This window comes from Ilumatobacter nonamiensis YM16-303 (assembly GCF_000350145.1).
Taxonomy (GTDB): domain Bacteria; phylum Actinomycetota; class Acidimicrobiia; order Acidimicrobiales; family Ilumatobacteraceae; genus Ilumatobacter_A; species Ilumatobacter_A nonamiensis.
The window spans coordinates 1-25,645 of record NZ_BAOL01000011.1; the positions used below are offsets into that span (position 1 = coordinate 1).

A 25,645-nucleotide genomic window follows, 5' to 3' on the forward strand; every position below is an offset into this window, starting at 1 on the left:
GGGGGGGGGGGCGCTGGCGCTTCTTCACCGTCGCGGGTTCAAAGCTGCTGTCACGATCACCCGGCCCGGTCGATATCGACCGGGCCGACCTCGGTGATCACCGATTTCGACCCGGCCCCGTTACGCGAGTTGGCACCATCACATGTTCGAGGTCAAGCGCTTCGCACCAGCAGGCCGCCATGGTGTCGAGGTCGACGCCCACAGTTCGGGCGACGCCTGCTGCCTCGAGGTCAACGTGAGCGATCGCGCAGACCCGGCCAGATCGGCGCTGGGCGCACATCGCACCGGGTGCGCGCCCTCGGCGCATTCGTACGTCTGCTCGCGCTCGTCAGAGTCGCGCAATCGGGATCATTCCGAAACTCTTTCGGCTCCGGACCAACGGCTCCGCCGAGCGCCACTCGGCACCAGACGAAGTGACCGGCCTCAGTCGGCGGGCGGAGACGTCGTGGTCGTGGGAGCCGTCGTCGTCGTGGTGGTGGTGGTCGTCGTCGGCGCCGTGGTGGTGGTCGTCGTATCGACAACTTCGGGCACCGAACTGGACGTCGTCGTGACCTCCGTCGGCTCGGTGGCCGGCGTCGTCTCCGTCGACTGGTCGGACGAGCGGCTCGACGCACCGGTCTTCTCGTCTTCCTTGTCCTTCTTCTCTTCGTCCTTCTTCTCTTCGTCCTCGTCGAGCACGAGGTCGCTCGTCTTGACCGCCGTTGCGAAACATCCTCCGCCGGCCGGCGGGTTGTCCAGCGGCGAGCACCACACGATCATGACGTGGGACTGACCTTCGGTGTTGGCCAGACTTCCGCCCGAGAAAGAAGTGCAGTCGTTCCTCCGCTTCTTGCCCACGACAGCGAGGATCTTGCCAACGGCCGGGTCGATCGACACCGAACCGTTCGTGATGTCGGTCCCGTCGACTTCGAATCCGGAGAACACCGTGCCGCCGCCCGGGACGCGCTCACCGACGCGGAAGCCGGCCGGAACGTTCGCCTTGGCAACGTCGGCGCAGGTGGATCCACCGCTCCGTCCCGAGGCCACGGCGCACACTTGGCCGCCCTGGGCCTCGAGCTTGAAGATCCAGTAGCTCTTGCACTCCTGCTCGACCTCGGTTCCCGAGGCTGCCCGCGCCGTCGATGACAGGATCATCGGGGTCGTCCAGACGACTGCACCGGCAACGGCTGCCTTCTGCACCGCTGCCCGCCGCGAAAAGCGGCGATCTTCATTCTGTTCGTTGTTCACGTCCTACTCCCTCTACGTCCGGGCAACGGGAGACCCGCCCACGTCTTGGCAGTACTCTACAGGTTCGACCCCCTCGATGTCCATGATTTCGCCACTCATCGTGACGGGCGACCACTTTCGACGCCCGAAACTGATCGTGCTTCCCGTCCGACGTCCGGTTTGCCGGGCGGTGACATTCCAACACGCCCGGCCAGAAGGTCTCTGACCTGGTCGTCGAAACGATCGAGTGGTCCGCGATGCCATTCCAGGGTCTGAGCCCCGCGCACGGCCGAGGCCATCAGCTCCAGCAACTCCGTCCCGTACCGGTCAGGGTCGAAACACGCTTCGATGAGCCGCACCACACCATGGGAACGGGGAAGCGGTCGAATCTCGCCGGGAACCGCACCACCGGCGCCGAGAAATATCACCAGTTCAGGTGGTCCAGCTGCCGACACGGTGTTCACGCCCAGCGCCGACGCGGCGCACTGCCTCGTATCCGGGAGAGCGAACGGAGCGGGCGGGATCGGCGCCTCCTCGGAAGCGATGCCGAGAAGCGACCAGCTTCCCGAGCGCACTCCGATGGGCTTCAGCGAGCCGGTGCAGGTCCGATCCGCCGAGACCGCTACGACGTCGTCGGTGAGCAAGCGCCACCCTGCCCGAGCAAGAGCAAGCGTCGTGGTCGACTTTCCGGCACCCGACTCTCCGACGACCCAGATCGACCGCCCAGCACGGTCGGCGACCGCCCCCGCGTGCAGGAGGGGGCCTGTCGAGCGCTCGACGACCGCTCGGTTCACGTGCCAGAACAACATCGACAGAACCCATCCGGGCAGTCCCGATGCAAGCTCGTCGCCGTCCTGGCTGAGTGTCGCGACGCTCGGGTCATCGAGCGTGACGTCGAATCGCACCGGGGAGGTGACCGGCGCGCGCGAGTCGACGAACACCTCCGCAAGGTGTCTGCGGAGGCCGGGATCGGACGCATGGATCTCGTACTCCAGGTCGAGCAATCTGCCGGCGATCGGCTTCGGACGCGACAACGACGTCACGGCTTCGCCGATCGCCGCATTCCGACCTCTCGCCTCACCGTGTGGAGAAAGTGCCGGACGCGGTCGCGACGGCTCGAATGACGTGCCGACACGTATCTCTTGGTCGGCAGCGACAGGTCGCGCAGGTACTCGGTCCGTTCTCGCCATCCAGCGAGCGTGGTCACGCTGAGCGCTGCCCGTACCGCCCATGATGAGTCGGGGTCGCGGTGAGCGGCGATCAGGCCCGCGTCGACGATGCTCGGTGCAACTTGTGTGCTCCACGCTGGATCGAGTGTCTCGGGCCAGACCGTGGCGCGCAACACGGTGTCGACAGCGCTGTCGAGCAGCGCTTCCACCCCCCAGCCGGCTGCTCGTTCACGAACCTCGCCGATGTCGATCGTCGGGAGCAGCCGGACGAGGTCTCCGACCGTGGCCAATCGGGCAGGCGGCGGAGCGAGTTCGGCATGCAGGCAGGCGTGCAGGAAACGGTGTTCCCGGTCGAGTGCATCGATCTCGGTGGACCCGACGAGAAACGGACTCCGCACCGCCCAGAGTTCGTCGACCGGGATGCGATGGCCGACCGGGCCTTCGGCGATCGTGCGGTGGACATCGAACTCGATGTCGCCGACCCACGTGATGCTCTTCCCGTACCGACGGTCGAAGCCCGCCCGCGGCTCGGGATAACGACGCCGAAAACCGTCAGCCCGGAGGATGTCGAACACTTTGGGGAGATCGCTCGACCGGACGAGCACGTCGATGTCACCGAACTCGCGCAATTCCGGTCGCAGATGATCGAGGTGGGCAGACGCCGGCCCCTTCAGACTGCGAAGTTCGATCCCAGCGGTCGCCAATTCGTCGTGGAGCCAGATCAACCGCGATTCCAGGTGGACGCAACGCGCCATGGCGCCACGCCAACGATCCACCAATGGCGCCACCCGCGACTCGTCGACCACGAGCACACCGTCACGCGCCGCCCACGCGAGCGCGGGGATCACCCGTCCTCTCGCCGCCGTGTCGACCAGCGCGAGCCACTGCGAATCCGTCCACGCCGATGTGTCGACGGTCGTCGTCGGGAGGCCGAGTGCATCGGCAGCGATCAGACGTCCGAGCAGAACCCGGTGCGCGAGCACCTCAGTACTCACGAACCAGCAGACCCTCGGCGACCAACTGATCGATCACCCCGCGAGCATCCTCCACCGCGTCGGGCTCGTCGGTGAACATTTTTGCCACGTCGGCGAGGACGTCCGACTCGGGACGTCCGCTTCCGATCAGCCGATAGACGATGCCCGCCGCACCGAGCAGCTCGACCTCGCGAGCCGTCGAGCCGTCGAACAACACGATCCAGTCGTCGAGATCTCGCGACGGGGTCACGGGGCGGACCATGTGACGCTCCCCGCCTTATGCTCGTGCACGAATCGGGCACGCATTCCGATCGCCCAACCACGTGCTCCGACCATCACCGATCCATCATGACATCTCGCCGACGATCCGACTCGTTTCCACGGCTCCGGGACGATCTCGGCGCCGTTGCGGTCGACGGCGACATCGTCGTCTACGACGCTACGGCCGAGACCGCACACGTACTCTCCGGTGGGGCGGTCGCAGTGTGGTTGGCCCTGGAGAACGAAACCGGACCGCGCGATGTCACCGCTCGGGTGGCGGAGATCGTCGGCGAGGATCCCCGCGTCATCGCCGACGAAGTGGATGACGCGGTCCGATCGTTCCGCGAGCGCGGCTTCCTCGTGGCGGACAGCGGGGCATGAGCCGGAAGCCCGACGGCGCCGGAGAGGCCGTTCGGTTTCTCGACGAGCCACCGAATCCTTGAGGCGGCGCTCCCGCCAGCCCCGTGTGGGCCGGTTCGTACGTCTACAGCGATGGCAGGTGGCGGATCGGACTGTGCGCCGACGACCAAGAGCTGATCGACGCCATCGTCCGCTCGGTTCCCGGCTCGGTGACGGAAACCGAGGACCCGCCTCCGGGCTACTCGTTGATCGCCCATCCCGGCCTCCTGCCGCCGGCCGGCGGGCCAGGATCGCCGCGTGAGCTCGCCTCGCTCCGCCGCGGTTCCACGACGCTCCTGCGAAGCCGCGACCCGGTGCGGCTCGCACGGTCGCTGGCGCTCCACCTTCGCTCGCACCCCGCAGCCACCGACCAGCGGGTTCGGCTTCGGTCGGCCGCCGTCGTGCGCGACGATTCCGTCGTCCTCGTCCCCGCAGAGGTGCTGTGGCAGGCGGGCCTCGAGTCGCGCCTCGCCCGTGCGGGCATCGCCCCCGTGGACTCACCCGTCATCGAGATCGACGCCGTCGAGCGCGGCAAAGGATTCGCGTGGATCCCCCGCGCGTGGCCAGGCGGAGGAACGCCACCGGGAGCGGTCGACGTCGACCAACAGCGCCTACCGATTCGCCGTTGGCTTCTCGACCCCGTCGGCTTTGACGCTCACGACATCGGGAGCGCCAGCGGTTTGGTCGCCGCAGCGTGTACCCGGATCGATCCCGGTTCGGGCGCTCATCCACACGATGCCCTCGAAGCGGTCGCTCACCTGCGAACGGTCGTGATGCCGCTCCCGCTGCAACTCACGGCGAGCGACACGATGGCCGTGATCTCTCAGGCGCTCGAGACCTGACGGCGTCCGGAAGGTCGACTCGACCGAACCGAACCGACGTCACCTCCGGCCGTCGTTCGCGTACCATTTGATCATGGCGCCGGGCGGACGATCAGCACGAGGCTTTCTCATCCGGTCATCCCGATGGACCCCATCTCGACGACACGGTACAGCCGTCGCGATGCTCGGGCTCACGGTCGCGGCCTGCGCCGGCAGCGACCCCGACATTGACAGCGCTCGCGCGCCGGAAGTGCCGACATCAGACCAAACTGCACCCGTCGACACCGCAGAGACCGTCGACTCGGAAGGGACCACCGAGGCGGACGACGGCCAAACGACGGAGACCACTTCACTGTGGGATAGGTACCAGAATGGTTCGACGCCCGCCGATCCGCCGCCGTCGCCGATCAGTTCCGCGGCGTCGTGTGAGCCGGGTGGATCGCCGGCACCGTCGAGCGACTTCGAGTCGGTGACGCTCGAGGATCTCGGCGAGACCGACGGCGTCAGAGTCCACGCGGCGGAGTATCCGCTGCCCGATTACGAGGGCAACCCGTGGTCACAGTGGGGAGAGGGCGTCGCACTCCCCGATGGTCGCTACGTCTCCGCCGTCGGAGACCACCTGGGGCAGGACGGCACCACGTGGTTCTACGAATACGACCCCGCCACCGATGAACTCACGCGCACGGTGGAGGTGTCGGAGTTCCTGGATCACGAAGACGGGGACTGGGGGTTTGGCAAGATCCACGCCCCGATGGTCCTGGACGCGGACTGCTCGATCGTGACCGCGACGTACTGGGGATCCCGGCGCGGCATCGAAGACTCGTCGTACGAGGGCGACCACCTCGTCCGTTACGACCCCATCACGCGGGAAGTCCACGATCTCGGGATCCCGGTCGAAGGGTTCGGTATCCCGTCGCTCTCGATCAGCCCCGACCGTCGATACATCTACGGTGAGGCCGTCGACCCCTCGACCGACGCCGCGACCGAAGCCGACACGGGCGTGTTCTTCATCGCAGATGCCGCAACGGGCGAGGTGACACACCTGGACGACCGTGACGAGCACGTCGGTTTCCGCGACGTGCTCGTGACCTCCGACGGAGAAGCCCTGTACGCGATGAACGACGGATCTCTCGGCGCGGTCCGACCCGACGGCGCCGAACGCGTCATCGACGCGGTACTACCGGGCGGGGGCTGGCTGCGCAGCGCCACGCCGACCCGCGGTCAGGGCGCTGTCTACGGCGTCACTCGCGATCCAGATGCCCTGTTCGAATATTCGACCTCGGGGGAGTCGATCGACATGGGTGAACTCGAGGGATACGTCGCATCCATCGCGCTCTCACCCGACGGCGAAACGGTCTTCTACGTTCCGGGAGCCCACGGCAACGGCCCGGAACTCGGCGGGACCCCGCTGATCGCCGTCGACACGGCGTCGGGAGAACGCACGGTCCTCGCCCGTCTGAACGACGTCATCGAACCCGCACTCGGGGTCGTGGCGGGTGGATCGTTCAGCGTGGTCGCCGCTCCGAGCGGCGACCGCATCTACGTCGGCCTCAATGGCGGACGGTCAGGATCCGACGAGGAGTTCGGCACGGTCGTACTCGCGGCGATCGACCTGTCGTGATGAGGTCGACCCGCCGACCCCGCGCGACACAGTTGTGGGTCGCGTCGATCTCGGCTGCGACGTTGACGATCACCGCGTGCGGCGGCAGCGAATCGGGCCAGTCGTCGGTCGACGCAGGGCAATCCGACGCGAATCGCCCGGACGACCCCACGTTGAGTGGCTCGACGCCATCGAAGGTGCTCGTACCACAGTCGACGTCACCGCGCCCGGGCACACCTTCCCTTCCGTGGAGCAACGAACCCGACTCTGCGTCCGCCGCCCTCGGCAACACCAGTGTTTGCTGGTCCACTCCGCCGATGAACGGGACCGACGAGATCTCCTTCGTCAATGCCACCGAGGACTATGGGCTCGTCGAACCGCTCACCGGGATGTACGGACATGCCATCGCGGCAGGTGATCCCAATGGGGACGGCTGGACCGACCTCTTCGTCGGCACCTTCGCCGACCGACCCGTCGAGGACTATCAGGTTCGCGGTGCCGAGGGCCCCTCCCCCGACAAGCTCCTCCTCGGTGGCCCCGACGGCTTCCGCGTCGATGAGTCATTCCCTGGCCAACTCGCTCGATCGAGCGGCGCGACCTTCGCCGACCTCGACCGCGACGGCGACCTCGACCTGATCGTCTCACGCAACCCCCGCGGCGACAGCGAGGTCGGAAGCCGACCCACCACCATCTTTGAGCGCGATCGCGACGGTTGGTCCATCTCGACCGAATTGGCCCACGATGTGGGCGGACGCTCCATTGCGGCCGTCGACTTCGACCGCGATGGGCTTCCCGACCTCGCGATTGCCGGCGACCGCTTCGGCGCTGGACCGACGCGTTTCTACCGCAACCTCGGAGAGATGAAGTTCGAGGACACCACGGCGACGTGGGGCATTCCGAGCGACGTCGAAACTCTCGCGTTGTCGACGATCGATCTCGACGGCGATGGCTGGCTCGACGTCGTGTTCAGCGGCGATCCCCGGGTGCTGATGGGCCGGGGACCAGGAGAGTTCGAGATCGTCGACGCGCCGGCCCTCGAGTGGGAGATCTACGGCGAGGAGGACGACCCCGCCGGGATCGCGGTCGGCGACCTCGACAACGATGGTCGGCCGGACCTCGTGGTCGGCCAGCACTTCAACTCGACCCTCGAGTTCGGCGAGCGGGTTCCGGTCCGGATTTTCCTCAACCGCTCGGAGCCCGGCGAACTCGAGCTGATCGACGTGACCGACGAAGCGGGCTCGCTTCCGCTTCCCACCAAGTCGCCGCATGTCACGATCGTGGACCTCGACAATGACGGCAACCAGGACATCGCCACCTCGGCAGCCTCGCCCGAGGCAACACCGGTCGTGTTGCGCAACGTCGGCTTCGACGACGGCATCCCCGTCTTCGAAGCGTCATCCGAGGTCAGCGACCGCTACTGGGTCACCGGGGTCACGGCGGACTTCGACGGAGACGGACGAGTTGACGTAGTCAACGTCGCGTGGGAGCCGACCAGCCCGACCGTTGCCTCTCGAAGCACCGGACCGTCCGGGGCGTCGCTTGAGCTGGACGTGTCAGCGATCGACGGTCTCGAAGTCGGTGCTGCGATCTCCGTCGGTGCACCAGGTTCCTCGAGTCCGATCGGCCGGGCTTGGGTGGCGAGCACGAGCGGATACGCAGCGGGGCCTGGCCGGGTGATTCATCTCGGTCTCGGGGGGTTCCGTGGCGACATCGATGTCACCGTCGAACACGTCGATGGAACGACCACCACGTTCTCGGCGGAAGAGGGCTCGGTTCGGGCCTGCCCGTAGCCGCGGTTCAGATCGACCGGAAGCTTCGGGGTCCGGCGGCGGCGACGGCCTCGTAGAGCGTCTTCATCCCGCCCGCCGACGACTCGATCCTGAACTCACGCTCGAATCGCCGCCGCCCGCAGCGGCCGAGGCGCTGACGCAACGGTTCATCGTCGATCAGCCTCCTGATAGCCACCGTGAACGAATCGGGCTCACCCGGGCTGCACAACACAGCGCTGACGTCCTCTTCGACCACTTCTCGAACGGGTCCGATGTCACTGGCGACGACCGGGACCCCGATCGCCATCGCTTCGATCACCGAGCCCGGCAGGCCTTCGTAGCGCGATGAGAGCACGAAGACGTCTGACGCATCGAGGACGTCTGCGATGTCCCCGCGATGACCGAGCAACTTGACGTGATCGGGACGATCGAGCGACTCGATCGCCTCTTCGATCGCACTCGTGGCCGTGCCGGCTCGGCCGGCGACGATCAGCCAGATGTCGTCGCGCGCCCGGAGCAACGGCTCGAGTGCGCGGATCAGGGTGACCTGGTCCTTCGACCGCTCCTGTCGCCCGACATTGGCAACGACGATGTCGTCGGCCGGGATTCCGAGCGACGCGCGAACGTTTGCTCCCACGTTCGGATCGAGCAACGGGAGAGGGTCCGGTCGTCCGCGCTTGACCACCGAGATCGCATCCCGCCGGACGCGCAGATGCTCGATCGCATCGTCACGCGCCGCCTCGGACACGGCGTGGTACGCGTCGACCCCCAACTTGCCGGAGATCGCATCGATCAACTGCACCACCCTCAGTTTCGCCGGTGTGACGCCGCTCGTCGCTCGACGCTCGGCGGAGTAGGACGTGCTCACGAGGCTCGTCATGAGCGGCACATGCTTTCCGACGAGAGCGCGACGCGCGAGCAGGTTGGACTCGTACAACATGGAATGAACGACGTCGGGACGGACCTCGTCGACGAGGCGTCGCAAAGCGCGGACTCGCCCGCTCGAGGGGAGCAGCCTGACATCGACCCCTCGGTCTCGAAGCATTGGTGCGAGGCCTTCATCACCACGCGAGCGGAGGATCGCGATGGTGAAGTCGACGCCATTCCCCCGGAGCGCGAGTACGAGATCGGCCAGAGATCGCTCGGTCCCACCTTCGACCAGCGCGTCGATGACCGCGAGCACGCGCAACTCCCGCTCCCCGCCGCGTACGCCCGGCTGGAGCTTCCCGTCGGCGCGCATGGTCGGCACCGTATCCCACGACCGCCGCCGACCGGGACCCAGTCGCGCCGGTGAGACCTCCGGTCGCGCAGCGATGCACGCCGGCCACCGGAGCACTGAACGGTGATGCGCGCCAGGAAGCGGGGATCTGGAAGTATTCGAACGATGGGCCGGATCGTGACCACCCGCTTGTTCGTCGAGGTGACACAGCCGGCGACACTCCGAACGGGCCATCGCTCATGACACCTCGGATCCACTCGATCGTCGTCACATATCGTCGTCCCACCGTGCTGCGAGCCACGCTCGCCGCGATCGACGCTCAGCAGGTCCGACCCGACCACATTGTCGTCGTGGACAACGACTCGGCCGGCGAGGCGACGAGTGACCTCGACGAACCCGAGAACGTGACGTATCTGCGCGCGGCAGAGAATCTCGGACCGGCCGGCGGCATCGCCGTGGGCATGCACCGCGTCCTGGAGAATGCGGATGACGAGGACCTCGTCTTGCTCATCGACGACGACGACCCACCGCCGTCATCCGACTCCATCGCAAGGGTTCTGGCGATCATGGCCGACGCGGGCCCCGATGTCGCCGCCGCCGGCCTCGTCGGAGCCCGGTTCGATCGACGACGAGCGCTGACTCGACGGGTTCCCGACCGAGAACTCGTCGGACGCGTCGACGTGGACTACATCGCCGGCGGCCAGTTCCCGATGTACCGCGTCGGGGCGATCCGCGACGTCGGAGTCTTCGATGCCCAGCTCTTCTTCGGCTTCGAGGAACTCGAATTCGGACTGCGGCTCCGATCGGCCGGCTATCGACTGCTGGTCGATGGTGACGCGATGCTGGCGCTTCGTCGAGCACACGGTAGAACCGGCATCGGCGCCCGGGCACAGGCCACACCACGGCCGCCGTGGCGTCGCTACTACAGCTCGCGGAACATCGTGGAGATCAGCCGACGCTATGGGTTGCGCGGGGCCGTCGTATTGTCCGTCCTGCACGCCGGGCCCATGGCGGCAGTCCGCGGCTTGCTGCGCTTCCGGGACACGCGGTTGGCCGCTGCTGCCCTTCGTGGTACTGCCGACGGAGTCCGGGGTCGGTTGGGCCGCGTGGACGTTCCGTGACTCCGACCCGACCGGAATCCACCACATCCTCGCGTGCGATCCGGGTGACGTTGGTGCTCGCGTCCGCCAACCGCCGGGGAGCGGAGATGCAGGGCGAGGCGCTCAGCAGGGAACTGCGCGCGCTCGGTGTCTCGATCCGCGTCGTGGCGTTGACTGCGTCCGCATCGGCCGACGCGGCGCTCGACGTACGGGTGCTCGGTCGACGCGCGCTCGCGCCCCTCACGCTCCGCCGCCTCGCTCAGGAGACCCGGTCCACCGATCTGGCGATCGGCTACGGATCAACAACGCTGCCGGCGCTTTCACTGGTCAGCGCGGCGACACGCCGACCGTTCATCTATCGCAGCATCGGGAATCCGGCGGACTGGGCCCGCGGCTCTCTGCATCGCGCCAGAACCCGTGCACTCTTCACCCGCCCCGTCCATGTCGCGGCCCTCTTCGACCGGGCTTCCGCTTCACTCGGCTCGCTCTACGGTGTGGCTCCAGAACGACGTTCCGTGATTCCGAACGCACGCAGTTCGCGACACTTCGTCCCGCCCAGCGCGGAGGAGCGCGGCGCAGCTCGGCGGGCCCTCGGTGTGAGCTCTGACGGCCCGGTCATCGCGTTCATCGGAGCACTTGCCGACGAGAAGCGTCCGCAGGTGGCGCTCGACGTGTTCGACCATGTCGAGGGCGCCACGCTCGTCGTCGCCGGCGACGGACCTCAACGGACCGCGCTCGAGGCCGGCGTGGCCCGTCGGGGTCGAGCGAGTCGAGTGCGTCTCCTCGGCGCGATCCCGGATGTCCGTCCGGTTCTCGCCGCGGCCGATGTGCTCCTCATCACGAGTTCGACCGAAGGCATGCCCGGATCGGCCATCGAGGCAGCACTGATGGGCGTCCCCTCGGTGGCACCCGACGTCGGAGCCGTTCGTGAGGTGGTGTCCGAGGGTGGACGCGTCGTTGCCCAGGACGCTGTCGCACAGGAATACGCACACGCTATTGCTGATGTGTCGGCCGAGCGGGATCGGTTAGGCGACGTCGCCCGAGCGCATGTGATGGCCAACTTCACGTGGGACGTCGTCGCGCCGGTTTGGCTCGGCCTGATCGAGCGCATCGCCGAGAGGTCGCCGACCGACTGATCGAACCTCGTGCTGGCGCTCGAGCAAGCTCACCGTAAGCTGCGGCCCGATGATGCGGCGGCTCGTACAGATCTATCGTGGCGAGCGTCGACTGCTCTCGATCATCGCAGCCGCCAGCCTGTGCTCCGCCGTGACCGAGGCGCTCGCATTGGCGTCGATCGCCGCTCTCGTCCAGGCTGCCGCCGAGGGACAGTCGAGCTACACCGGTGACATCGGCGCACTCGACGTCGACATCTCCCTCGGCGAGCTCGCCGCGATTGCCGGAGTCCTGCTCATCCTTGCCCTCGTCACCCAGGTGGTCACCGCCTACCTCTCCTCGCGGCTCGTCACGGGATACCGGCTCCGGACGCGACTGGCCGTCGTCGCCGCGTTCCAGGCGGCCGACTGGAGCGCACAAGCCGGAGAGCGGGAAGGATGGCTCCGCACCTTGACCACGGAGAACGTCGAACAGTCCGCCTCGGGGCTCCGGTACCTGTCCGACTGGCTGAAGGGTTCGATCGGCGCGGGAATCTTCCTCATCGGGGCGATCCTGATCAATCCGTTCGCCGTGCTGGCGATCGTCGGCGTGCTCGGTCTGGTGATGCTGCTGATCCGACCGCTCAACAAGCTGGGCCGTCGCCTCGCCCGGGAGGTCGCGGACTACAACATCCAGGTCGGTGAGGAACTCGCGACCCTGACGATGGCGGCGCGTGAGCTCAAGATGTACGGCGTGGTTTCCGAAGCCGGCGCCAGCTACCGGCGCACTGCGCGCCTCCAGCGCAGCGCCCTCCTCCGCGCCAACCTCGTCGGCAGCCTCGGAGCGCCGATCTTCCGGACCGCCGCGGCACTCCTGATCGTCGGGCTGATCGCATACGCGGCACTGCGCGGCGGAACCGAGGTCGCCGCGATCGGGCTCATCGCGGTGCTCCTCTATCGCAGTTCCAACTATGGAACGGTCCTCGTCGGCGTTCATCAGAAGTTGGTGCAGGTCGTGCCATCCCTCGACCAGCTCCAGGAGGGACTCGAGAAGCTGCGTGCCGGCTCGCGCACGCCGGGCACCCTCGACCCCGGGCGCGTCGAACGCGTGATGGCGCAAGACGTGACGTTCACCTATCCCGGTCAATCGGAATCCGCGCTCTCCAACGTCACGTTCGAGATCCGTCGTGGCGAGGTCGTCGGGATCGTGGGCCCGTCCGGAGCAGGAAAGTCCACGCTGGCCGACATCTTGGTCGGCCTCCGCCAACCGACGGCCGGGACGGTCCTCGTCGGCGAACTGCCGCTGCGTGAGATCGACCCAGCGGCCCTGCCGCGCTGCGTCTGCCTCGTCTCCCAATCAACGCCGCTCATCCACGGTTCGCTCCGCGAGAACGTTCGCTTCTTCCGAGACGTCGACGACGAAACCGTCCTCGGAGCGCTCGCCGACGCCGGTCTCGTCGACCTCGTCGATGATCTCGACCACGGGCTCGACACCCTCGTCGGCCCGGGTGCTCGGGCGCTGTCGGGAGGTCAGGCGCAACGCCTCGGTATCGCCAGGGCGTTGGCCAGCCGCCCGGCGATCGTCGTCTTGGACGAGCCGACGAGTGCTCTCGACGCAGTGTCCGAACAGGTCATCACCGAGACGATCGACGGTCTGCGTGACGAGTACGGTGTCGGGGTGATCGCCCATCGTCTCAGCACCCTGCGCAACTGTGACCGCATCATCGTCGTGGAGGACGGACGCGTCAGCGACACCGGAACCTTCGCCGAGCTCGAGCGCTCGAGTGAGTTCCTCCGCCACGCTATGGCCGTCGGTCGGCTGGAAGACTGACGACAGGGATCCACGATGAGTCCCGACAGCGCCGGTCCGACGATCGACGTCGTCATCCCGATGCACAACGGCGCAGCGACGATCGAGCGCACGCTTTCGGCAGTGCTCGAACAAGGCGTCGATGGTCTCCGTGTGATCGTCGTCGATGACGGCTCGACGGACGACAGCAGCGACCTGGTAGCTGCCATCGACGATCCCCGAGTCCAGTTGGAACATCAGGAACGGAAAGGCGTGTCGGCGGCTCGCAACCGAGGAGCGCAACTCGGCACGGGTGACACGTTGATCTTCCTCGACAGCGACGACGTTCCCTGCCCGGGATGGGCCACGATGCTCGTCCCGTGTCCAGGGCTCGGCCTCGTCCGCTGCGGTGCGACATCAGTCTTTACCGATGGACGCCGAGAGCCGCTCAATGCCATGGGCGGACCGTTTCTCGCGGGCCTCTTCGCTGTCGATCGATCCTTGTTCGAGGAGGTGGGCGGATACGACGAACGGCTGGCGTACTCCGAGAACACCGATCTCGGATTTCGGCTCGAACGGGCGCTCTCCGAGAAGGGACTGGCCCCCTACATCGTGGATGGCTTCTTCGTCGACGTTCGTCGGGATGACGGGCCACGCGAGATCCGGTACGGCAATTCCGTCATTCGTGACGCCGCCGAACGAGTTTTGGACAAGCACGCGGGCCACATCACCGACAATGCCACGGCGCGATTCTCGGCAGTTGCCGGGGTCCAGAACATCGCGCTCGGCGAACGACGTCGGGCGCGGGTTCATCTGCGGCGTGCCGTGCAACTCGCACCACGCAACTGGCGCTACCGGGCGCGGCTGGTTCAGTCATATCTCCCGCAACGTCAGACGATCCGTTCCAGCTGACCGGACCGATTCCGCGCGATTCTGACCCTGCCCCGGCACGCCCGCCGTGCAAATTTCCAGCTCTCCGCGAGCTCACCGCGACGCGCGTACTTGATCGACCACACCAACGCCCGATCCGCGGCGAACACAGCGATGAGACGACGGTGCTCGGTTCCTCGCGGGTCGAAGGGGCCAGCCTCGGCATACCCTCGGAGAAACTCATCGGTCAACTCCCGGAGCGCGCTCTCCCGATTCCGCCACGTAGCGCGACCGCCACTCCGGCCGAAGTGATGTCCCACCTGGCCGAGGAAATGAGCGATGTCGCTGTGTGCACTGGTGTCCTGCGCACGGAGCGGGGGATCGAGAACAACGATGCCGTCTGCCGCCGTGCGAATGTTGTTGGGCGCGAAGTCTTCGGCCGACATGACGGGCTCGACGAGCCCGAGAGAGCGCCTGATCCATCGCTTGGAGAGCACGAGTCGGCGGGCGAGCGGCGCCAACGCGGCCGAAGCTTGATCCGGGTCCGCGGGCGAGGACCGGTGAATCAGGCCAAGTGCGGTACCGCACAACTCCATCGGAGTACGGAGCGAGGACACGTTCTGCGTAGCGCACGACCGAAGCAGATCGTGGAGGTCAGAGCCAGACTCGTACTCCATCACCAGCGCCGGTGGTGTGGTGAGGCAGCCGACCGGTCGGGCTGCCCGAATCGTCTCCATCCCAGCTGCCGCGAAGACTCGCTGGTACCGCTCGAGGCCCTCGTAGGCAGCGAGAATTGTCGGACCGATCGACTCGGCGACGACCTTGATGATCAGATCGCCGTGCGACGAACGGTCGGTGGAGCACCGAACGATGGAGCAATTGCGACGCGCCGTCGAGGACACGACTCGGCAGCGAACGTCCCGGAGGGCAGGAATCTGCTGAACGGCCTTGACGATCTCGGCGGCCTGGCCGAGGCCTGGACTCCCTTGTTCCGCACGCGCTTCGACCGCCACCTGCTGAACACTAGAGGGAACGATGTCTCCGACCTGGCGCTTCGCGCTCAGCGCGCGACCCGGCGCAGGAGGTGCATCAGCAGGGAACCCCACGTGGTGAGCCCGCAGCACGCAGCCGCCACCCCACATCGCAATGCGACCCGACGTGGTCCACCGAGATGTTCGCGTGCGGTGCGCCCGAGCAACTTCAAGTAACGGAGCCGTGGTTCGGCACGCCACCCCACCGGCTCGCGTCGCGCCGAGGCGATCAGGTCTTCCAACGCCGGTATCTCGACGTCGGCCCGCAACCGCTCGCTGGTTTCCGAATGGACCCGCCGCGCTTCGGCAGCTCGAGTCTTGGAGATGCCGCCGGGATGGTTGCGGTAGAGGAGCACGACATCGGTCACCGCGCCGAAACGATGCCCGCTCAGGAGGAGGCGAGAGTACAGGTCGTAGTCCTCCGTCAGTGGCAGGTCTCGATAGCCCTCGACCGATTGCATGGCGCGGCGTCGCACCATGGTCGATCCGTGGAAGAACGACGGTCCATACCTCAGTCCGAGCGTCAGGGCGGCGTGGGTGGTGGCGGGAACGGACACCGGCGAAACGGGATCGGCATCACCGAAGACCTGCGACGCGCCAGCGACGAGGTCGAGGTCCGGTTCCTCATCGAAACGGCCGAGTTGAACCTCGAGCCGTCGGGGCTGCATGAGGTCGTCGGAATCGGCAATCGCGATGTATTGCCCGCCGGCGAGCCCCAGCGCACGGTTCCGGCTGGCCGCCGCTCCGATGTTGGCGTCGTTGCGCACCAAACGAATCCGTTCGTCGTCGAACCGCCTCAGGTCGTCGATGGCCCCGTCGGTCGAGCCGTCGTCGACAACGATCAGCTCGAAGTCCTCGAACGTCTGAGCCAGAACACTGGCAACCGCCTGGCGGAGTGCCCCACCTGCGTTGTAGACCGGCATCACGACACTCACCGTTGGCACCTCCGGAACCTACCCCATGGCCGACACTCGGACGTCGCTCACCCTCTCCGGATACCCGGAGACACAGCCGCACGCTCGAAGTGCGTGGAGAGCGAGCCGGACGGTCGCTGCGGGACAACGATTTCGACTCCGCTCCCTGACTCTCGGCTGGTCGCTCAGGCGCACGCTGTGGAAACCAGCGTCCGATTCCTACCCTGCGAGTTTCCGCACGACGTGACGCTGGAGCTCGCCGACGTTCGCCATGTCTGCCATCTCGGCCTGCGTGAACTCGATGCCGAACTGGTCCTCGATTGCATAGATCAGGTTGATGTGAGCGAGCGAATCCCATCGCTCGACATCGTTCGCCGTGAGTTCGTCCGTGATCACGACCTCGTCGTCGATCACATCCCGGAAGATCGCCTGCAACTCGTCGCGGATTTCGTCACCTGACACTCGAAGCCTCCTGCTTTGCGATGAACGTGTTGGGTCGTGGGCGACCCTGCCCGGTATCGAGAACCCACGTGGTGGATCCGTCGTCTGACTCGCCGGCCGGCGCGAAGCCGAGGTTCGAGAAGACATCGGAAACGACATCGTTTCGACCAGAAGGCACGTACTGGCCACGAATGAGCGTCACTCCGCGCCGCTCAGCCCGCTCAACCAAATCGTCCAACATCGATCTCTCCAACGACCGCCCGATCACACGACAACTCATCAAGAACGTATCGATGTCCACAGCTCCGTTCTCCACCGTGGCAATCAGCACACCCACGATTCCGTGATCAACGAACCGGTCCACCAGTCGGACCGTCAGCGCAATCGTGGACGGTTCCGCAGCGACGGCGGCCAAGTCGCCGGCCGTGCGCCGCCGGGTGGTCAGATTCCATTGATTCGTCTTGCCCACAAGTTGAGCCGCACGTTCGACCGTCAACGAATCGATCGGCCGCACCTCACATCTCATCTCGAGTCCGAGCAGGAACTCATCGAGACTCGCGGCGTCATCGCGCGCTGACGCCGCCGCCGCCCTGGCACGGTATTGATCGGTTCTGACCAAATCCTCCGCGGAGAGAGTCACGGCATCGAATCCGCTGTATGACGCGACCGTGCGAGCGAACCCGGATGGGTCGGCAGGCATGTGGATCACGTCGACCTGCGGGAGCTCGGAACGGACGAAGGCTCGTTCCGCCACGTTGTCGTCGACGAAGACGATCGAGTCCAGTCCAATCGACAGCTCGTCGGCGATCGCTCGAATTCCCTCTGGCTTCGGCTTCCAACTCGCCGAGAACGCCACGAAGTCCGAGAGACGCAGGCGCATGTCGTCGCGCTGCTCGAACGGAGCCCGAGCCGTCGCATCATCGTTCTTCGAACACACGGCGAGGAGAATCCCTCGTCGACGTAGATCCACGAGATGATCCTGAAGCGCCAAGTGCGCCTCCCCGACCGCTGTGCCGGCCAACTTCAGGCCCTCGACCCCGTCATCGCCGACCACACCGCCCCAGAGCGTATTGTCGAGGTCGACGACGAGACACTTCCGAGCGCGCCCCCGAGCCGACCGGATCGTCGACGCAATCTCCTGCGCAAGTCTCGGAATCGCCGAAGGCGACATCGCTTGCTTCCCGTGGAACCAGTACCGGTCGTCGTGCCACTGGCGAAGGCCGAACTCGCACGCGAGCGTGTCGACATCGACAAGGTGCTCGTCGTGCCCCAGCGCATCCGCGAGACCGAGGTTGAGGTCGCGAATCAACCGACGCCGACCCGACGGATGGGCGCTGTCGAGAGCACCCAGCACGCGACCGACGGGCGGCACGAAGTTCAGATGCAACACTGTTGCGTCCGTGTGCCGACGGACGGCCGAGAGCAGAGACGTCCACCGGCTGATCTCAGAATGAACCTCGTCCGTTCCGTCTTCGGGAAGCATGCTCAGCGAGGTGGCACGAAGGTCGGGCGCAAGGACGATGACCTCCGGATCCGACGTGTACAGCTTTGACCCGGGGTCAAGCGCTTCGGTCTCGTACTGGCCGATGCCCCCGACGTGAACGACCCGGAGATCCAGGTCGGCGCCGTGACCCGCCAGCGGCAGCAGCGCGGCCAGAGGGTCCAGCGTGGACGTTCCGATCACCGCCACACGAGTCGGCGGTCGCTGAACACTCCCGGCCGTGCGGATCCGTTCGAGCAGTCGACTTGCCGCCGTCCACGAGCGAAACGACGGATCCGTGAGAGCGATTTCGCGCAACTCCATGAGCGCTGCTCGGTCGTCACCGACGCCTTCGGCGCGCCGCGCACGATCCATCAACGTGGCTGGCGCCGTTGCCGATTCCCCGTGACCCGCCATCGCTTCACGCTACCGTCCATCCGGGGTACTGTTTGGACTCGCGCGTCGAGCGGTTCGTGCGGACTGACAGCGGGGTGCGGCAGCGAGTGAACGAGCGGCGGAGCGGCAGAGTGGAGCAAGTCGATGACGGTGATGACCATGGGCGGCTTGTCACCGTCTCGTGCATCATGATCTTCCTCGACGAGGATCGATACCTGGACGAAGCGATTCGTAGCGTGGTCGAGCAGCACTTCGAGGACTGGGAACTGCTTCTCGTCGACGACGGGTCGACCGATCGATCGACCCAGATCGCGCGTCGCTGGAGCGCCCTCGATACGCGGATTCGCTACCTCGAGCATCCCGGTCACGCAAACCGAGGAATGTCCGCGTCGCGCAACCTCGGCGTGCGACACTCCCGAGGTGCGATCATCGGTTTCCTCGACGGAGACGACGTCTGGCTGGCCGGCGCTCTCTCCCATGTGGTGCGTCGCTTCGAACGCCATCCCGAAGCGGACGCCCTGTACTGCCAGACTTGGTTCTGGAACAGCTGGCGGGCCGACCAGGAGTCGTATCATTCCGACTACGTGCAACGATGTACGCCAACACTCGAACGTGGCGTAGTTCTCGCGCCTCCGACGGTCTACAACGCGACGTACCGCGCGTGGCCGTGGGGAATGCCGGCGATCTGTGCCGTCTTCCTTCGGCGTGCCGGCCTCGAGCAGATCGGCGGGTCCGTCGACACGTTCAGGGGCATGTACGAAGACCATGTGTTGTATGCCAAGATCGGCCTGCACCTAAGGGTGCTCATCGACGACCGCGTTGTGGCCTTGTACCGAAAGCGCCCAGACTCGGTATCGGTTGTCGACCCGCCGGGCGTCCAGTCGGAGTTTCTGGCATGGCTGAATCGATACATCGAAGCGGCGTTCGAATCCGAGAACGGAACCAGCGCACGTGCGATCGCAGAAGCGGAGCCGCGACCACGACCCAGCCCCGCGACGACACGAGATCTCGCGCGCTCGACAGCCATACGGGCCTGGAGGACCCTCGCACCTACGAGGCTCCGTCGCGCAATACGTGAGCGCAGGCACGTCGCAGTCAACACGAGGGTGTTGCAGCACTTGGGAGCTGTGAAGGTGCGCGCCGAGGACGACATCGTCGCTGTCTGGCTTCGACAGTTCCTCGGTTGGTGGCGTCATGACCTCGGAGGCTCAGTGCTCGTCCGCACCGATTCCCTCCCGACCGATCGAATACGAGAGGATGTCGTCGACATCTTGGGACACTCACTTGTCACCGTCACCGCCCTCGACACACCTCCGACCGGACCGCACGATCACGTCGTCATCATTGCTCCCTCGACGTGTGTCGGTGCGGCCGCGGTCTTTCTGAGTGACGCAACCGACAACGTGACCGATGCCGGAACATGCATTGCGCTGTTCGCAGCGCCGGGTTCACCCCTCGCGGTCCACGACGACCACGACGACCAACACGTCAGCACAGCAGGGTGGCACGGCGTCGAGGATTTCGGAAGTGCAAAGACGTCGAGGGCGATCCAAGCGGGGTCGCAGGTCCGCGACTTGAGTGGGGCCGACATCGATCGTCACGAGGGCGCACACTCGTTGCTCGTCGGCCTCGCCTTCACCGTGACCACACGCTCCACGGAGACCCACGTTCCAGTCGTATGATTGATGACGACCGCACCGGTGCCGACGGGCCAAACGAAGAGAACGAACAACCTGACATGACTCCTTCACCGACTCGTACCCGTGCATCGACGCGACGAGGCGTCGCGCGTACGGCGTTGGCGTGCAAGAGAGCAGCGCGCCGCCGACTCCGGGCTGCGGAATCACGAATCGACGCAGGATTCGGAGTGCTTGCATATCACCGAGTGGGCGCGCCCCGCTTCGATCCGTGGCGCATCGCTCTCACCGAGGGCGAGTTCGATGGCCAGCTCGCTGCGCTCGCACATGTAGGCCGGTTCGTACGAGTCTCCGACGAGCTGGACAGGACCAGCGTCGCGCGACTCGCTGATCGATCCCGACGCTTCGGAATCACCTTTGACGACGGCTACTCCGACAATCTTCATCAGGCGCTCCCGATCCTCGAGCGTCACGGAGCTCCCGCAACGATCTTTGTTGCGAGCGGGTATCTCGATCAACCGAGCTTCTGGTGGGATCGGCTCGCGGCCGACGTCCTCGGATCCTCAGATTCGGATGTCCAGACCAGCGCCGCCGTCGACGAAATCATCGGCGGCCAGCCCGAGTCATCGTCAGCCCGCTCCGCCGTGCTCGCTCGAGCCTGGGACCACATGTCCGTCTTGGAACACGAAGAGATCGAACCGTTGCTGACTCGCCTCGAGGAGCGAATCGGACGATTTCCTCTCGATCGAGAGGAGCGCCCATTGTCGAGCCGGGAACTCCTCGAGCTCGCGGAACACCCGCTCATCAGCATCGGTGTGCACACGAGCCACCACCGACGCCTGGTTGAGCTGCCCGAAGCCGACCAGCAATCCGAGATGGCCGGGTGTCTCGACGACCTGAATGGTCGGATCGGCGCATCGGACCGCTTGCTCGCGTACCCGTATGGCTCACAAAATGCGCAGACTGCACTCGTTGCAAAGCGTTCGGGTTTTCGATTCGGCTTCTCAGTCGAGCCCGGCTGGATCTCAGTCTTCGACAAACCACTTCGTCTCCCCCGCTTCGACCCGCGATCCGAGCAGCAGATCAACACGGTGCTCACTGTCGCATGAGCGAGTCGATCGGTGCAACGCCGCCCTCGACCGTGCCCGTGAACAGTCTGCGCGCACTGACAGCGGCGATCCGAGATGATCGGCGGGCGCACGACAATCGTTGGTCTGCGCCCGGCTTCCAGGCCCTCGTCGCGGTCCGCGTCGGCAACTACGCTCTCGGCCTGAAGCCGGTGCCACGCAAGTTCGCAGCCGGTGTGTACCGATTTCTTCGTCGGCGCACGCGCTTGCGTTTCGGAATCGAGATCTTCGCCACGACCACCGTTGGCCGAAACGTGCGGATCGCGCACCACGGCACCATCGTCATCCACCCGCGAGCGGTACTCGGAGACCGTTGCCTGATCCGACAGGGCGTCACGATCGGCGGCCTCAACGACGAGTCATTTCGACGTGCGCCAACCATCGGCGCCGACGTGGAGGTCGGCGCAGGGGCCATGATCGTCGGCGATGTCGTCATCGGCGATCGAGCGCGGATCGGTCCCAATGCCGTCGTCACCACCAGCGTTCCTGAGGGAGCGATCGTCAGCTCACCGCGCCCGCGCATCATGCTCATGCCATGACGCCGGAGCAGCGAGCGAGGGACGACGCGAAAGCCCAACAGGGTCGGCCGCTGGTCAGCGTAGGGCTTCCTGTGTACAACGGTGAGCGCTACCTCGCTCAGGCCATCGACTGCGTTCTGGATCAGACCTACCAGAATCTGGAGTTGATCATTTCCGACAACGCATCGACGGACTCGACCGCAGAGATCTGTCAGCGGTATGCGGCGAGGGATGCTCGGGTCAGCTATTACCGGGCGCCGACGAACGGCGGGGTCGCATGGAATTTCAATCGCGTGGTCGAGCTGGCAAACGGGCCGTACTTCAAGTGGATGGCGTGCGACGACCTCATCGAGGCAGAGTTCGTGGAACGAGGAGTCGATGGACTCGAAGACCATCCGGAAGCTGTGCTCAGCCACTCGGCGACTCGCGTGATCGGCCCTGACGGCGAACACCTCCGCCACGACCGGACGAAGATCACCGTCGCGGGTCCAGATCCGGTCCGCCGATTCCGGGACGTGATGATCGAACCACACACGTGCATGTGGCAGTTCGGCGTGATTCGATTGGATGCGCTCCGATCGCTGCCGAATGACCCGATGGGCGGATACTCGCATGCCGACGGAGTGCTGCTCGAACGACTTGCGCTGCTCGGCACGTTTCACGAGTCATCCGAGACGCTCTTCTCCTATCGACGGCATCCCGGCCAATCGATGGCGCAGTTCGAGAACGCCGCCGGCGGACTCGATCGACACGCCTTCGCCGTGTTCTTCGACCATGACCTCGAAGGCAAGATCGTGTTCCCGACGTGGCGTCTCCTCCGGGAGAACGCTGCGTCGGCCTGGCTCAATCCTCTACCGGTACGCCGACGCGCCGCTGCCACCGCGATGGTGCTCCGTTGGGTCGTGCGGAAGCGACGCGACCTTTTCACCGAGATCGGTACGGGCATCGGCACTGTCATCGGCCGTATCCGATCACGGATCAGCGAACTGGCGACCCGTCGCTGATCACACGGGGCCGGCCGGATCTCCGGCTTTGGTCGCGCGCACGCAATGCACCATCGAGAACCTGGTATCGACATGCGCGAGCTCCTCCGTGTCAGGTTCTCGGCGCCAGTCCGTGGAGGAAGCAGTCGCGGACAACGCGTTGCCACACGCGACACGTTGGATGTAGGCGTCGGCGAACTCGTGAGGCACAGCGCGCTCGAGGCCCAGACCTGTGTACAGCGAGTTCCAGTCACTGCCGTCATCCTCGAACTCGACCTTCGAGATCCGGCGCAGTCAGGAGGAGCGTGCCGCCCGATTTAAGTGCTCGCTCGACGGACCTCAGAGCTGCTTGGGCGTCACCGAGGAACTGCATCGTCTCAGTCAAGATGATGCAATCGGAATTCACCTCGGGAAGTAGGGCCGCGTTGGAGATCCCCAAGAAATCCACGTCCGCATTGCCCGCATCGATGTCGACGATGTACCACCCAGTGACCCAGGAGCCTCCGAATCTGGCCGTGTAGGCACGGTCGCCAACCTCGAGCACCGAGCCTCGAATACGACAAGCATTCTCCTCGAGAAATCACTCGAGAGACACCATCGATCGATCGGAGACCCCGGTCGAACCGAAGTCGGACGAGACCGGACGACCTGAACGGAGGTCACCGAAGCGCGCTTTCCCCACCGCCAGAACGTAGCGTGCGCCTCTCGCGTTCGCGAGAACACGCAGCAGTGCGGCTGGGACGACGAGCGCGAGCCGTCGCCCGGCGCTCTGTTTCCAGGTCGCTCGGCCGCCCCCATTCGAAAACGCAGTGGAGGCTTTCGTGGCAAATGCCTCAGGTCACCGAGTCGATTGCCGACATCAGCCTGGGACCGACCGCCGGGACTGCGGCGGGGCTGAGGTGGTTCCAGTCCCAGTACACGAAGGTGTCATCGACTTCCGGACGACAGCGTTCCGAACTGCAGAACACTCCACCGAGACCGACCATCGCGACATGTTCGTACTGTGCCGCGACCACGCGCTCGGCAGCGGTCACCGCGCCGATTCGCTCGTCGATCTCGTCGACCGAGCGATCGGGAACCTCAAACGGGCGGGCGATCGACGGCGGCTCGAAACCGACGTACTCAGGAACGTTCTCCAGGTATACGACGGGAATTCCCTGCTGCTCGAACCATCCAAAGAGATCATCGATCTCGTCTGCCCAGCGATCGATCGATTGCATCTCGCTGAGTTCCTCGTACCAGATCTCGTCGAGGCTGTACTGTTCGTCCCGCGTATAGATCGCCGACCGGTGGGAGATGACGACCGCATCGTAGAACTGGGCGTTGATGCGGTTCTGAACATCCAGCCGCCAGTCCGCACACCCGGCCCGCGGTAGGGACCCTAACGTCATCGGACATCCCGGGACCGTCCAGATCTCCACGTCATAACCCAGCGCGTTTCCCGCGTCCACGACGGAGTCACTCACCGCCGATCCATGCGAATCCCCAACCAGCAGAATGCGTCCCAGTGACCGATCGACCTCGAAGGTGCAGGCTTCCGGTCCCGCGTATCCGCTCCCCTCTTGATCGCATCCATTGGCACGAGCGATCGAATCGTCATTGCCGACGTGCTCAGGGATCGTCAACCACCAACCCGAGCCCGCCCCTGCGAGCACGCCGTAGCCGACCGCGACGGGGATGGCCACACATGCTGCGCCGAACGCAAGTGCGCGCCGACCGGAGATGTCGGTCCGACGTCGATACCGCTGCTCGATTGCCGAGTACGACCACCACGAGAGCGGGATCGTGGCGACAGCTCCGATCCACAGAAGTTCGGTCGTCTCCGGCCACATCGCCCGGATGAAGACGATCGCCGGCCAGTGCCAGAGGTACCAGCTGTAGGAGATCTCACCGAAGAACACCAGTGGGCGGACCGACAGCGAACGTCGCGCCGCACCCGACAGATGTCCGGCGACGATGAGCGCCACGGTTCCCGCCACCGGGACGACGGCGATGATCCCGGGGAACGGTGTGGTGTCGGTGAGAACGAGCGCCGCCCACAGCACCGCGGCGAGCCCACCGACGCCGAAGCCAATCCCGGTGCGCGGACGGTCGCGAGGGAGTCGCTCGACGGCGAGTGCGACGAGGACCCCGGCACAGAACTCCCACACGCGCGTCGGCGAAGCGTAGAACGAGATCCGCTGGGCGGCTTCGCCGGAAATCGGACCGACGTCTCCCGTGAACTGCCAGCTCATGAGCAGCGAGACGCTGGAGATGAGCACAACTCCGCCGACGAGACTTCGCTCGCGCGAGCGCTGCCCACGGGCCCTGCCGACCGCGTAGAACACGATGAGCATCGCCGGCATCACCAAGTAGAACTGCTCCTCGACGGAGAGCGACCAATAGTGGGTGAATGGGTTCAGCTCGTCGCTGGCCGCAAAGTAGCCGTCGCCCGTGAACGCGAGGAAGAAGTTCGCGACGAACAGCGACGCCGCGATCCCCGTCTCAGCTGCACGTTGCTGCGCGCCGGTCGGGCTCAGGAAGATCATGGAGCCGATGAGGGTGCACACGGTGACGACCGCGGCCACGGGCACGATCCGGCGTACCCGGCGAGCGTAGAACGAGCGCAGCTCGATCGTGCCCCGCGCACGGAGCTCGGCGAACAGTAGGCGTGAGATCACGAAGCCAGAGATGACGAAGAACACGTCGACACCGACGAACCCTCCGGGGAAGACCAGCTCGGCGTGGAACAGCACCACCAGGAGGACGGCGATGCCACGTAGGCCTTGGACGTCCTCGCGGAACTCCGGCCGCGGGATCGCCGTCTCGGAGGGGTGATCGACGAACGCGTGCTGATCGACCGACGACATC

Annotated in this window: 23 protein-coding genes; 12 read left to right on the forward strand and 11 right to left on the reverse strand. The window is 65.8% G+C overall.

Annotated elements, in window-relative coordinates:
* Window positions 1–423: 423 nt before the first annotated feature.
* The 4 genes from ON45_RS23505 to ON45_RS01685 all read right to left on the reverse strand — a co-directional run bounded on the left by ON45_RS23505 (window position 424) and on the right by ON45_RS01685 (window position 3,599).
* Window positions 424–1,227, reverse strand: coding sequence for a hypothetical protein (locus ON45_RS23505; protein ID WP_040491373.1), 804 nt, complete (start codon window positions 1,225–1,227; stop codon window positions 424–426).
* A gap of 95 nt (window positions 1,228–1,322) precedes the next feature.
* Window positions 1,323–2,249, reverse strand: coding sequence for a hypothetical protein (locus ON45_RS01675; protein ID WP_040491374.1), 927 nt, complete (start codon window positions 2,247–2,249; stop codon window positions 1,323–1,325).
* The gene (locus ON45_RS01680; protein ID WP_158412125.1) at window positions 2,246–3,370 is read right to left on the reverse strand and encodes a nucleotidyltransferase family protein; all 1,125 of its coding nucleotides are present in this window, start codon (window positions 3,368–3,370) and stop codon (window positions 2,246–2,248) included. The genes ON45_RS01675 and ON45_RS01680 overlap by 4 nt, the downstream gene beginning before the upstream one ends.
* Window positions 3,360–3,599, reverse strand: a complete 240-nt coding sequence (locus ON45_RS01685) for a hypothetical protein (protein WP_148288474.1) — start codon at window positions 3,597–3,599, stop codon at window positions 3,360–3,362. The genes ON45_RS01680 and ON45_RS01685 overlap by 11 nt, the downstream gene beginning before the upstream one ends.
* Window positions 3,600–3,697: 98 nt before the next feature.
* Between ON45_RS01685 and ON45_RS01690 the strand changes: the two genes are divergently transcribed.
* The 4 genes from ON45_RS01690 (at window position 3,698) to ON45_RS01705 (ending at window position 8,220) form a co-directional block, all read left to right on the forward strand.
* Complete coding sequence (locus tag ON45_RS01690; protein WP_148288475.1) at window positions 3,698–3,991, forward strand: PqqD family peptide modification chaperone; 294 nt, start codon at window positions 3,698–3,700, stop codon at window positions 3,989–3,991.
* An 83-nt stretch (window positions 3,992–4,074) separates the two neighbouring features.
* The gene (locus tag ON45_RS01695) at window positions 4,075–4,851 is read left to right on the forward strand and encodes a hypothetical protein (protein WP_040491381.1); all 777 of its coding nucleotides are present in this window, start codon (window positions 4,075–4,077) and stop codon (window positions 4,849–4,851) included.
* Window positions 4,852–5,299: 448 nt separating this feature from the next.
* The gene (locus ON45_RS01700; protein WP_148288476.1) at window positions 5,300–6,451 is read left to right on the forward strand and encodes a hypothetical protein; all 1,152 of its coding nucleotides are present in this window, start codon (window positions 5,300–5,302) and stop codon (window positions 6,449–6,451) included.
* Window positions 6,452–6,747: 296 nt separating this feature from the next.
* The gene (locus ON45_RS01705) at window positions 6,748–8,220 is read left to right on the forward strand and encodes an FG-GAP repeat domain-containing protein (protein WP_158412127.1); all 1,473 of its coding nucleotides are present in this window, start codon (window positions 6,748–6,750) and stop codon (window positions 8,218–8,220) included.
* 7 nt (window positions 8,221–8,227) lie between these two features.
* Here the strand turns inward: ON45_RS01705 and ON45_RS22025 are convergent, their stop codons facing one another.
* Entirely contained in the window at window positions 8,228–9,439 is a 1,212-nt protein-coding gene (locus tag ON45_RS22025; RefSeq protein WP_158412129.1) for a glycosyltransferase, read from the reverse strand.
* A 218-nt stretch (window positions 9,440–9,657) separates the two neighbouring features.
* Between ON45_RS22025 and ON45_RS01720 the strand changes: the two genes are divergently transcribed.
* The 4 genes from ON45_RS01720 to ON45_RS20840 are packed head-to-tail and all read left to right on the forward strand — an operon-like array spanning window position 9,658 to window position 14,310.
* The gene (locus tag ON45_RS01720) at window positions 9,658–10,539 is read left to right on the forward strand and encodes a glycosyltransferase (RefSeq protein WP_083914069.1); all 882 of its coding nucleotides are present in this window, start codon (window positions 9,658–9,660) and stop codon (window positions 10,537–10,539) included.
* On the forward strand, window positions 10,536–11,654 hold the full coding sequence (locus tag ON45_RS20835; RefSeq protein WP_051062258.1) for a glycosyltransferase family 4 protein: 1,119 nt from the start codon (window positions 10,536–10,538) through the stop codon (window positions 11,652–11,654). Before ON45_RS01720 ends, ON45_RS20835 begins: the two co-directional genes overlap by 4 nt.
* Before the next feature lie 49 nt (window positions 11,655–11,703).
* The gene (locus ON45_RS01730) at window positions 11,704–13,440 is read left to right on the forward strand and encodes an ABC transporter ATP-binding protein (RefSeq protein WP_040491401.1); all 1,737 of its coding nucleotides are present in this window, start codon (window positions 11,704–11,706) and stop codon (window positions 13,438–13,440) included.
* A 15-nt stretch (window positions 13,441–13,455) separates the two neighbouring features.
* On the forward strand, window positions 13,456–14,310 hold the full coding sequence (locus ON45_RS20840; RefSeq protein WP_051062259.1) for a glycosyltransferase family 2 protein: 855 nt from the start codon (window positions 13,456–13,458) through the stop codon (window positions 14,308–14,310).
* Window positions 14,311–15,328: 1,018 nt separating this feature from the next.
* On the opposite strand, the gene ON45_RS01745 is transcribed toward ON45_RS20840, so the two are convergent.
* The 3 genes from ON45_RS01745 to ON45_RS23575 form a co-directional block, all read right to left on the reverse strand.
* Window positions 15,329–16,243, reverse strand: a complete 915-nt coding sequence (locus ON45_RS01745; RefSeq protein ID WP_148288477.1) for a glycosyltransferase family 2 protein — start codon at window positions 16,241–16,243, stop codon at window positions 15,329–15,331.
* A 189-nt stretch (window positions 16,244–16,432) separates the two neighbouring features.
* Window positions 16,433–16,675 carry an acyl carrier protein gene (locus ON45_RS01750; RefSeq protein ID WP_040491406.1) on the reverse strand — a complete coding sequence of 81 codons (243 nt, stop codon included), beginning with the start codon at window positions 16,673–16,675 and terminating at the stop codon, window positions 16,433–16,435.
* Entirely contained in the window at window positions 16,665–18,551 is a 1,887-nt protein-coding gene (locus tag ON45_RS23575; protein WP_083914071.1) for an HAD-IIIC family phosphatase, read from the reverse strand. Before ON45_RS23575 ends, ON45_RS01750 begins: the two co-directional genes overlap by 11 nt.
* 167 nt (window positions 18,552–18,718) lie before the next feature.
* On the opposite strand from ON45_RS23575, the gene ON45_RS20845 reads away from it, so the two are divergent.
* Window positions 18,719–20,212, forward strand: coding sequence for a glycosyltransferase family 2 protein (locus ON45_RS20845; protein WP_148288479.1), 1,494 nt, complete (start codon window positions 18,719–18,721; stop codon window positions 20,210–20,212).
* A gap of 161 nt (window positions 20,213–20,373) precedes the next feature.
* Here the strand turns inward: ON45_RS20845 and ON45_RS23720 are convergent, their stop codons facing one another.
* Complete coding sequence (locus tag ON45_RS23720) at window positions 20,374–20,613, reverse strand: hypothetical protein (RefSeq protein ID WP_241432134.1); 240 nt, start codon at window positions 20,611–20,613, stop codon at window positions 20,374–20,376.
* Between ON45_RS23720 and ON45_RS24135 the strand changes: the two genes are divergently transcribed.
* From ON45_RS24135 to ON45_RS01775, 3 genes are read left to right on the forward strand one after another with little or no spacing between them, the layout of a single operon-like run.
* Window positions 20,578–21,276, forward strand: coding sequence for a polysaccharide deacetylase family protein (locus tag ON45_RS24135; protein ID WP_505697473.1), 699 nt, complete (start codon window positions 20,578–20,580; stop codon window positions 21,274–21,276). The genes ON45_RS23720 and ON45_RS24135 overlap by 36 nt on opposite strands.
* Complete coding sequence (locus tag ON45_RS01770; protein ID WP_051062264.1) at window positions 21,273–21,833, forward strand: serine O-acetyltransferase; 561 nt, start codon at window positions 21,273–21,275, stop codon at window positions 21,831–21,833. The genes ON45_RS24135 and ON45_RS01770 overlap by 4 nt, the downstream gene beginning before the upstream one ends.
* A complete protein-coding gene (locus ON45_RS01775; RefSeq protein WP_083914073.1) occupies window positions 21,830–22,816 on the forward strand; it encodes a glycosyltransferase family 2 protein in 987 nt (328 codons plus the stop codon). The genes ON45_RS01770 and ON45_RS01775 overlap by 4 nt, the downstream gene beginning before the upstream one ends.
* A 238-nt stretch (window positions 22,817–23,054) precedes the next feature.
* Here ON45_RS01775 and ON45_RS24000 read toward each other — a convergent pair whose 3' ends face one another.
* Both ON45_RS24000 and ON45_RS20850 read right to left on the reverse strand, forming a co-directional pair.
* On the reverse strand, window positions 23,055–23,339 hold the full coding sequence (locus tag ON45_RS24000) for a methyltransferase domain-containing protein (RefSeq protein WP_040491411.1): 285 nt from the start codon (window positions 23,337–23,339) through the stop codon (window positions 23,055–23,057).
* Between the two features lie 289 nt (window positions 23,340–23,628).
* Window positions 23,629–25,644 (reverse strand): acyltransferase family protein, encoded by a 2,016-nt coding sequence (locus tag ON45_RS20850; RefSeq protein ID WP_051062268.1) that lies wholly within the window; start codon window positions 25,642–25,644, stop codon window positions 23,629–23,631.
* Window position 25,645: the final 1 nt, after the last annotated feature.

Coding starts and splice junctions, on each gene's coding strand:
- ON45_RS01770 (WP_051062264.1), top strand. CDS start 21,273: ATGAGCGAGTCGATCGGTGCAACGCCGCCCTCGACCGTGCCCGTGAAC.
- ON45_RS01775 (WP_083914073.1), top strand. CDS start 21,830: ATGACGCCGGAGCAGCGAGCGAGGGACGACGCGAAAGCCCAACAGGGT.
- ON45_RS01720 (WP_083914069.1), top strand. CDS start 9,658: ATGACACCTCGGATCCACTCGATCGTCGTCACATATCGTCGTCCCACC.
- ON45_RS20845 (WP_148288479.1), top strand. CDS start 18,719: ATGATCTTCCTCGACGAGGATCGATACCTGGACGAAGCGATTCGTAGC.
- ON45_RS23720 (WP_241432134.1), bottom strand. CDS start 20,613: ATGAAGATTGTCGGAGTAGCCGTCGTCAAAGGTGATTCCGAAGCGTCG.
- ON45_RS01705 (WP_158412127.1), top strand. CDS start 6,748: ATGAACGGGACCGACGAGATCTCCTTCGTCAATGCCACCGAGGACTAT.
- ON45_RS22025 (WP_158412129.1), bottom strand. CDS start 9,439: ATGCGCGCCGACGGGAAGCTCCAGCCGGGCGTACGCGGCGGGGAGCGG.
- ON45_RS20840 (WP_051062259.1), top strand. CDS start 13,456: ATGAGTCCCGACAGCGCCGGTCCGACGATCGACGTCGTCATCCCGATG.
- ON45_RS20850 (WP_051062268.1), bottom strand. CDS start 25,644: ATGTCGTCGGTCGATCAGCACGCGTTCGTCGATCACCCCTCCGAGACG.
- ON45_RS01730 (WP_040491401.1), top strand. CDS start 11,704: ATGATGCGGCGGCTCGTACAGATCTATCGTGGCGAGCGTCGACTGCTC.
- ON45_RS01690 (WP_148288475.1), top strand. CDS start 3,698: ATGACATCTCGCCGACGATCCGACTCGTTTCCACGGCTCCGGGACGAT.
- ON45_RS23575 (WP_083914071.1), bottom strand. CDS start 18,551: ATGGCGGGTCACGGGGAATCGGCAACGGCGCCAGCCACGTTGATGGAT.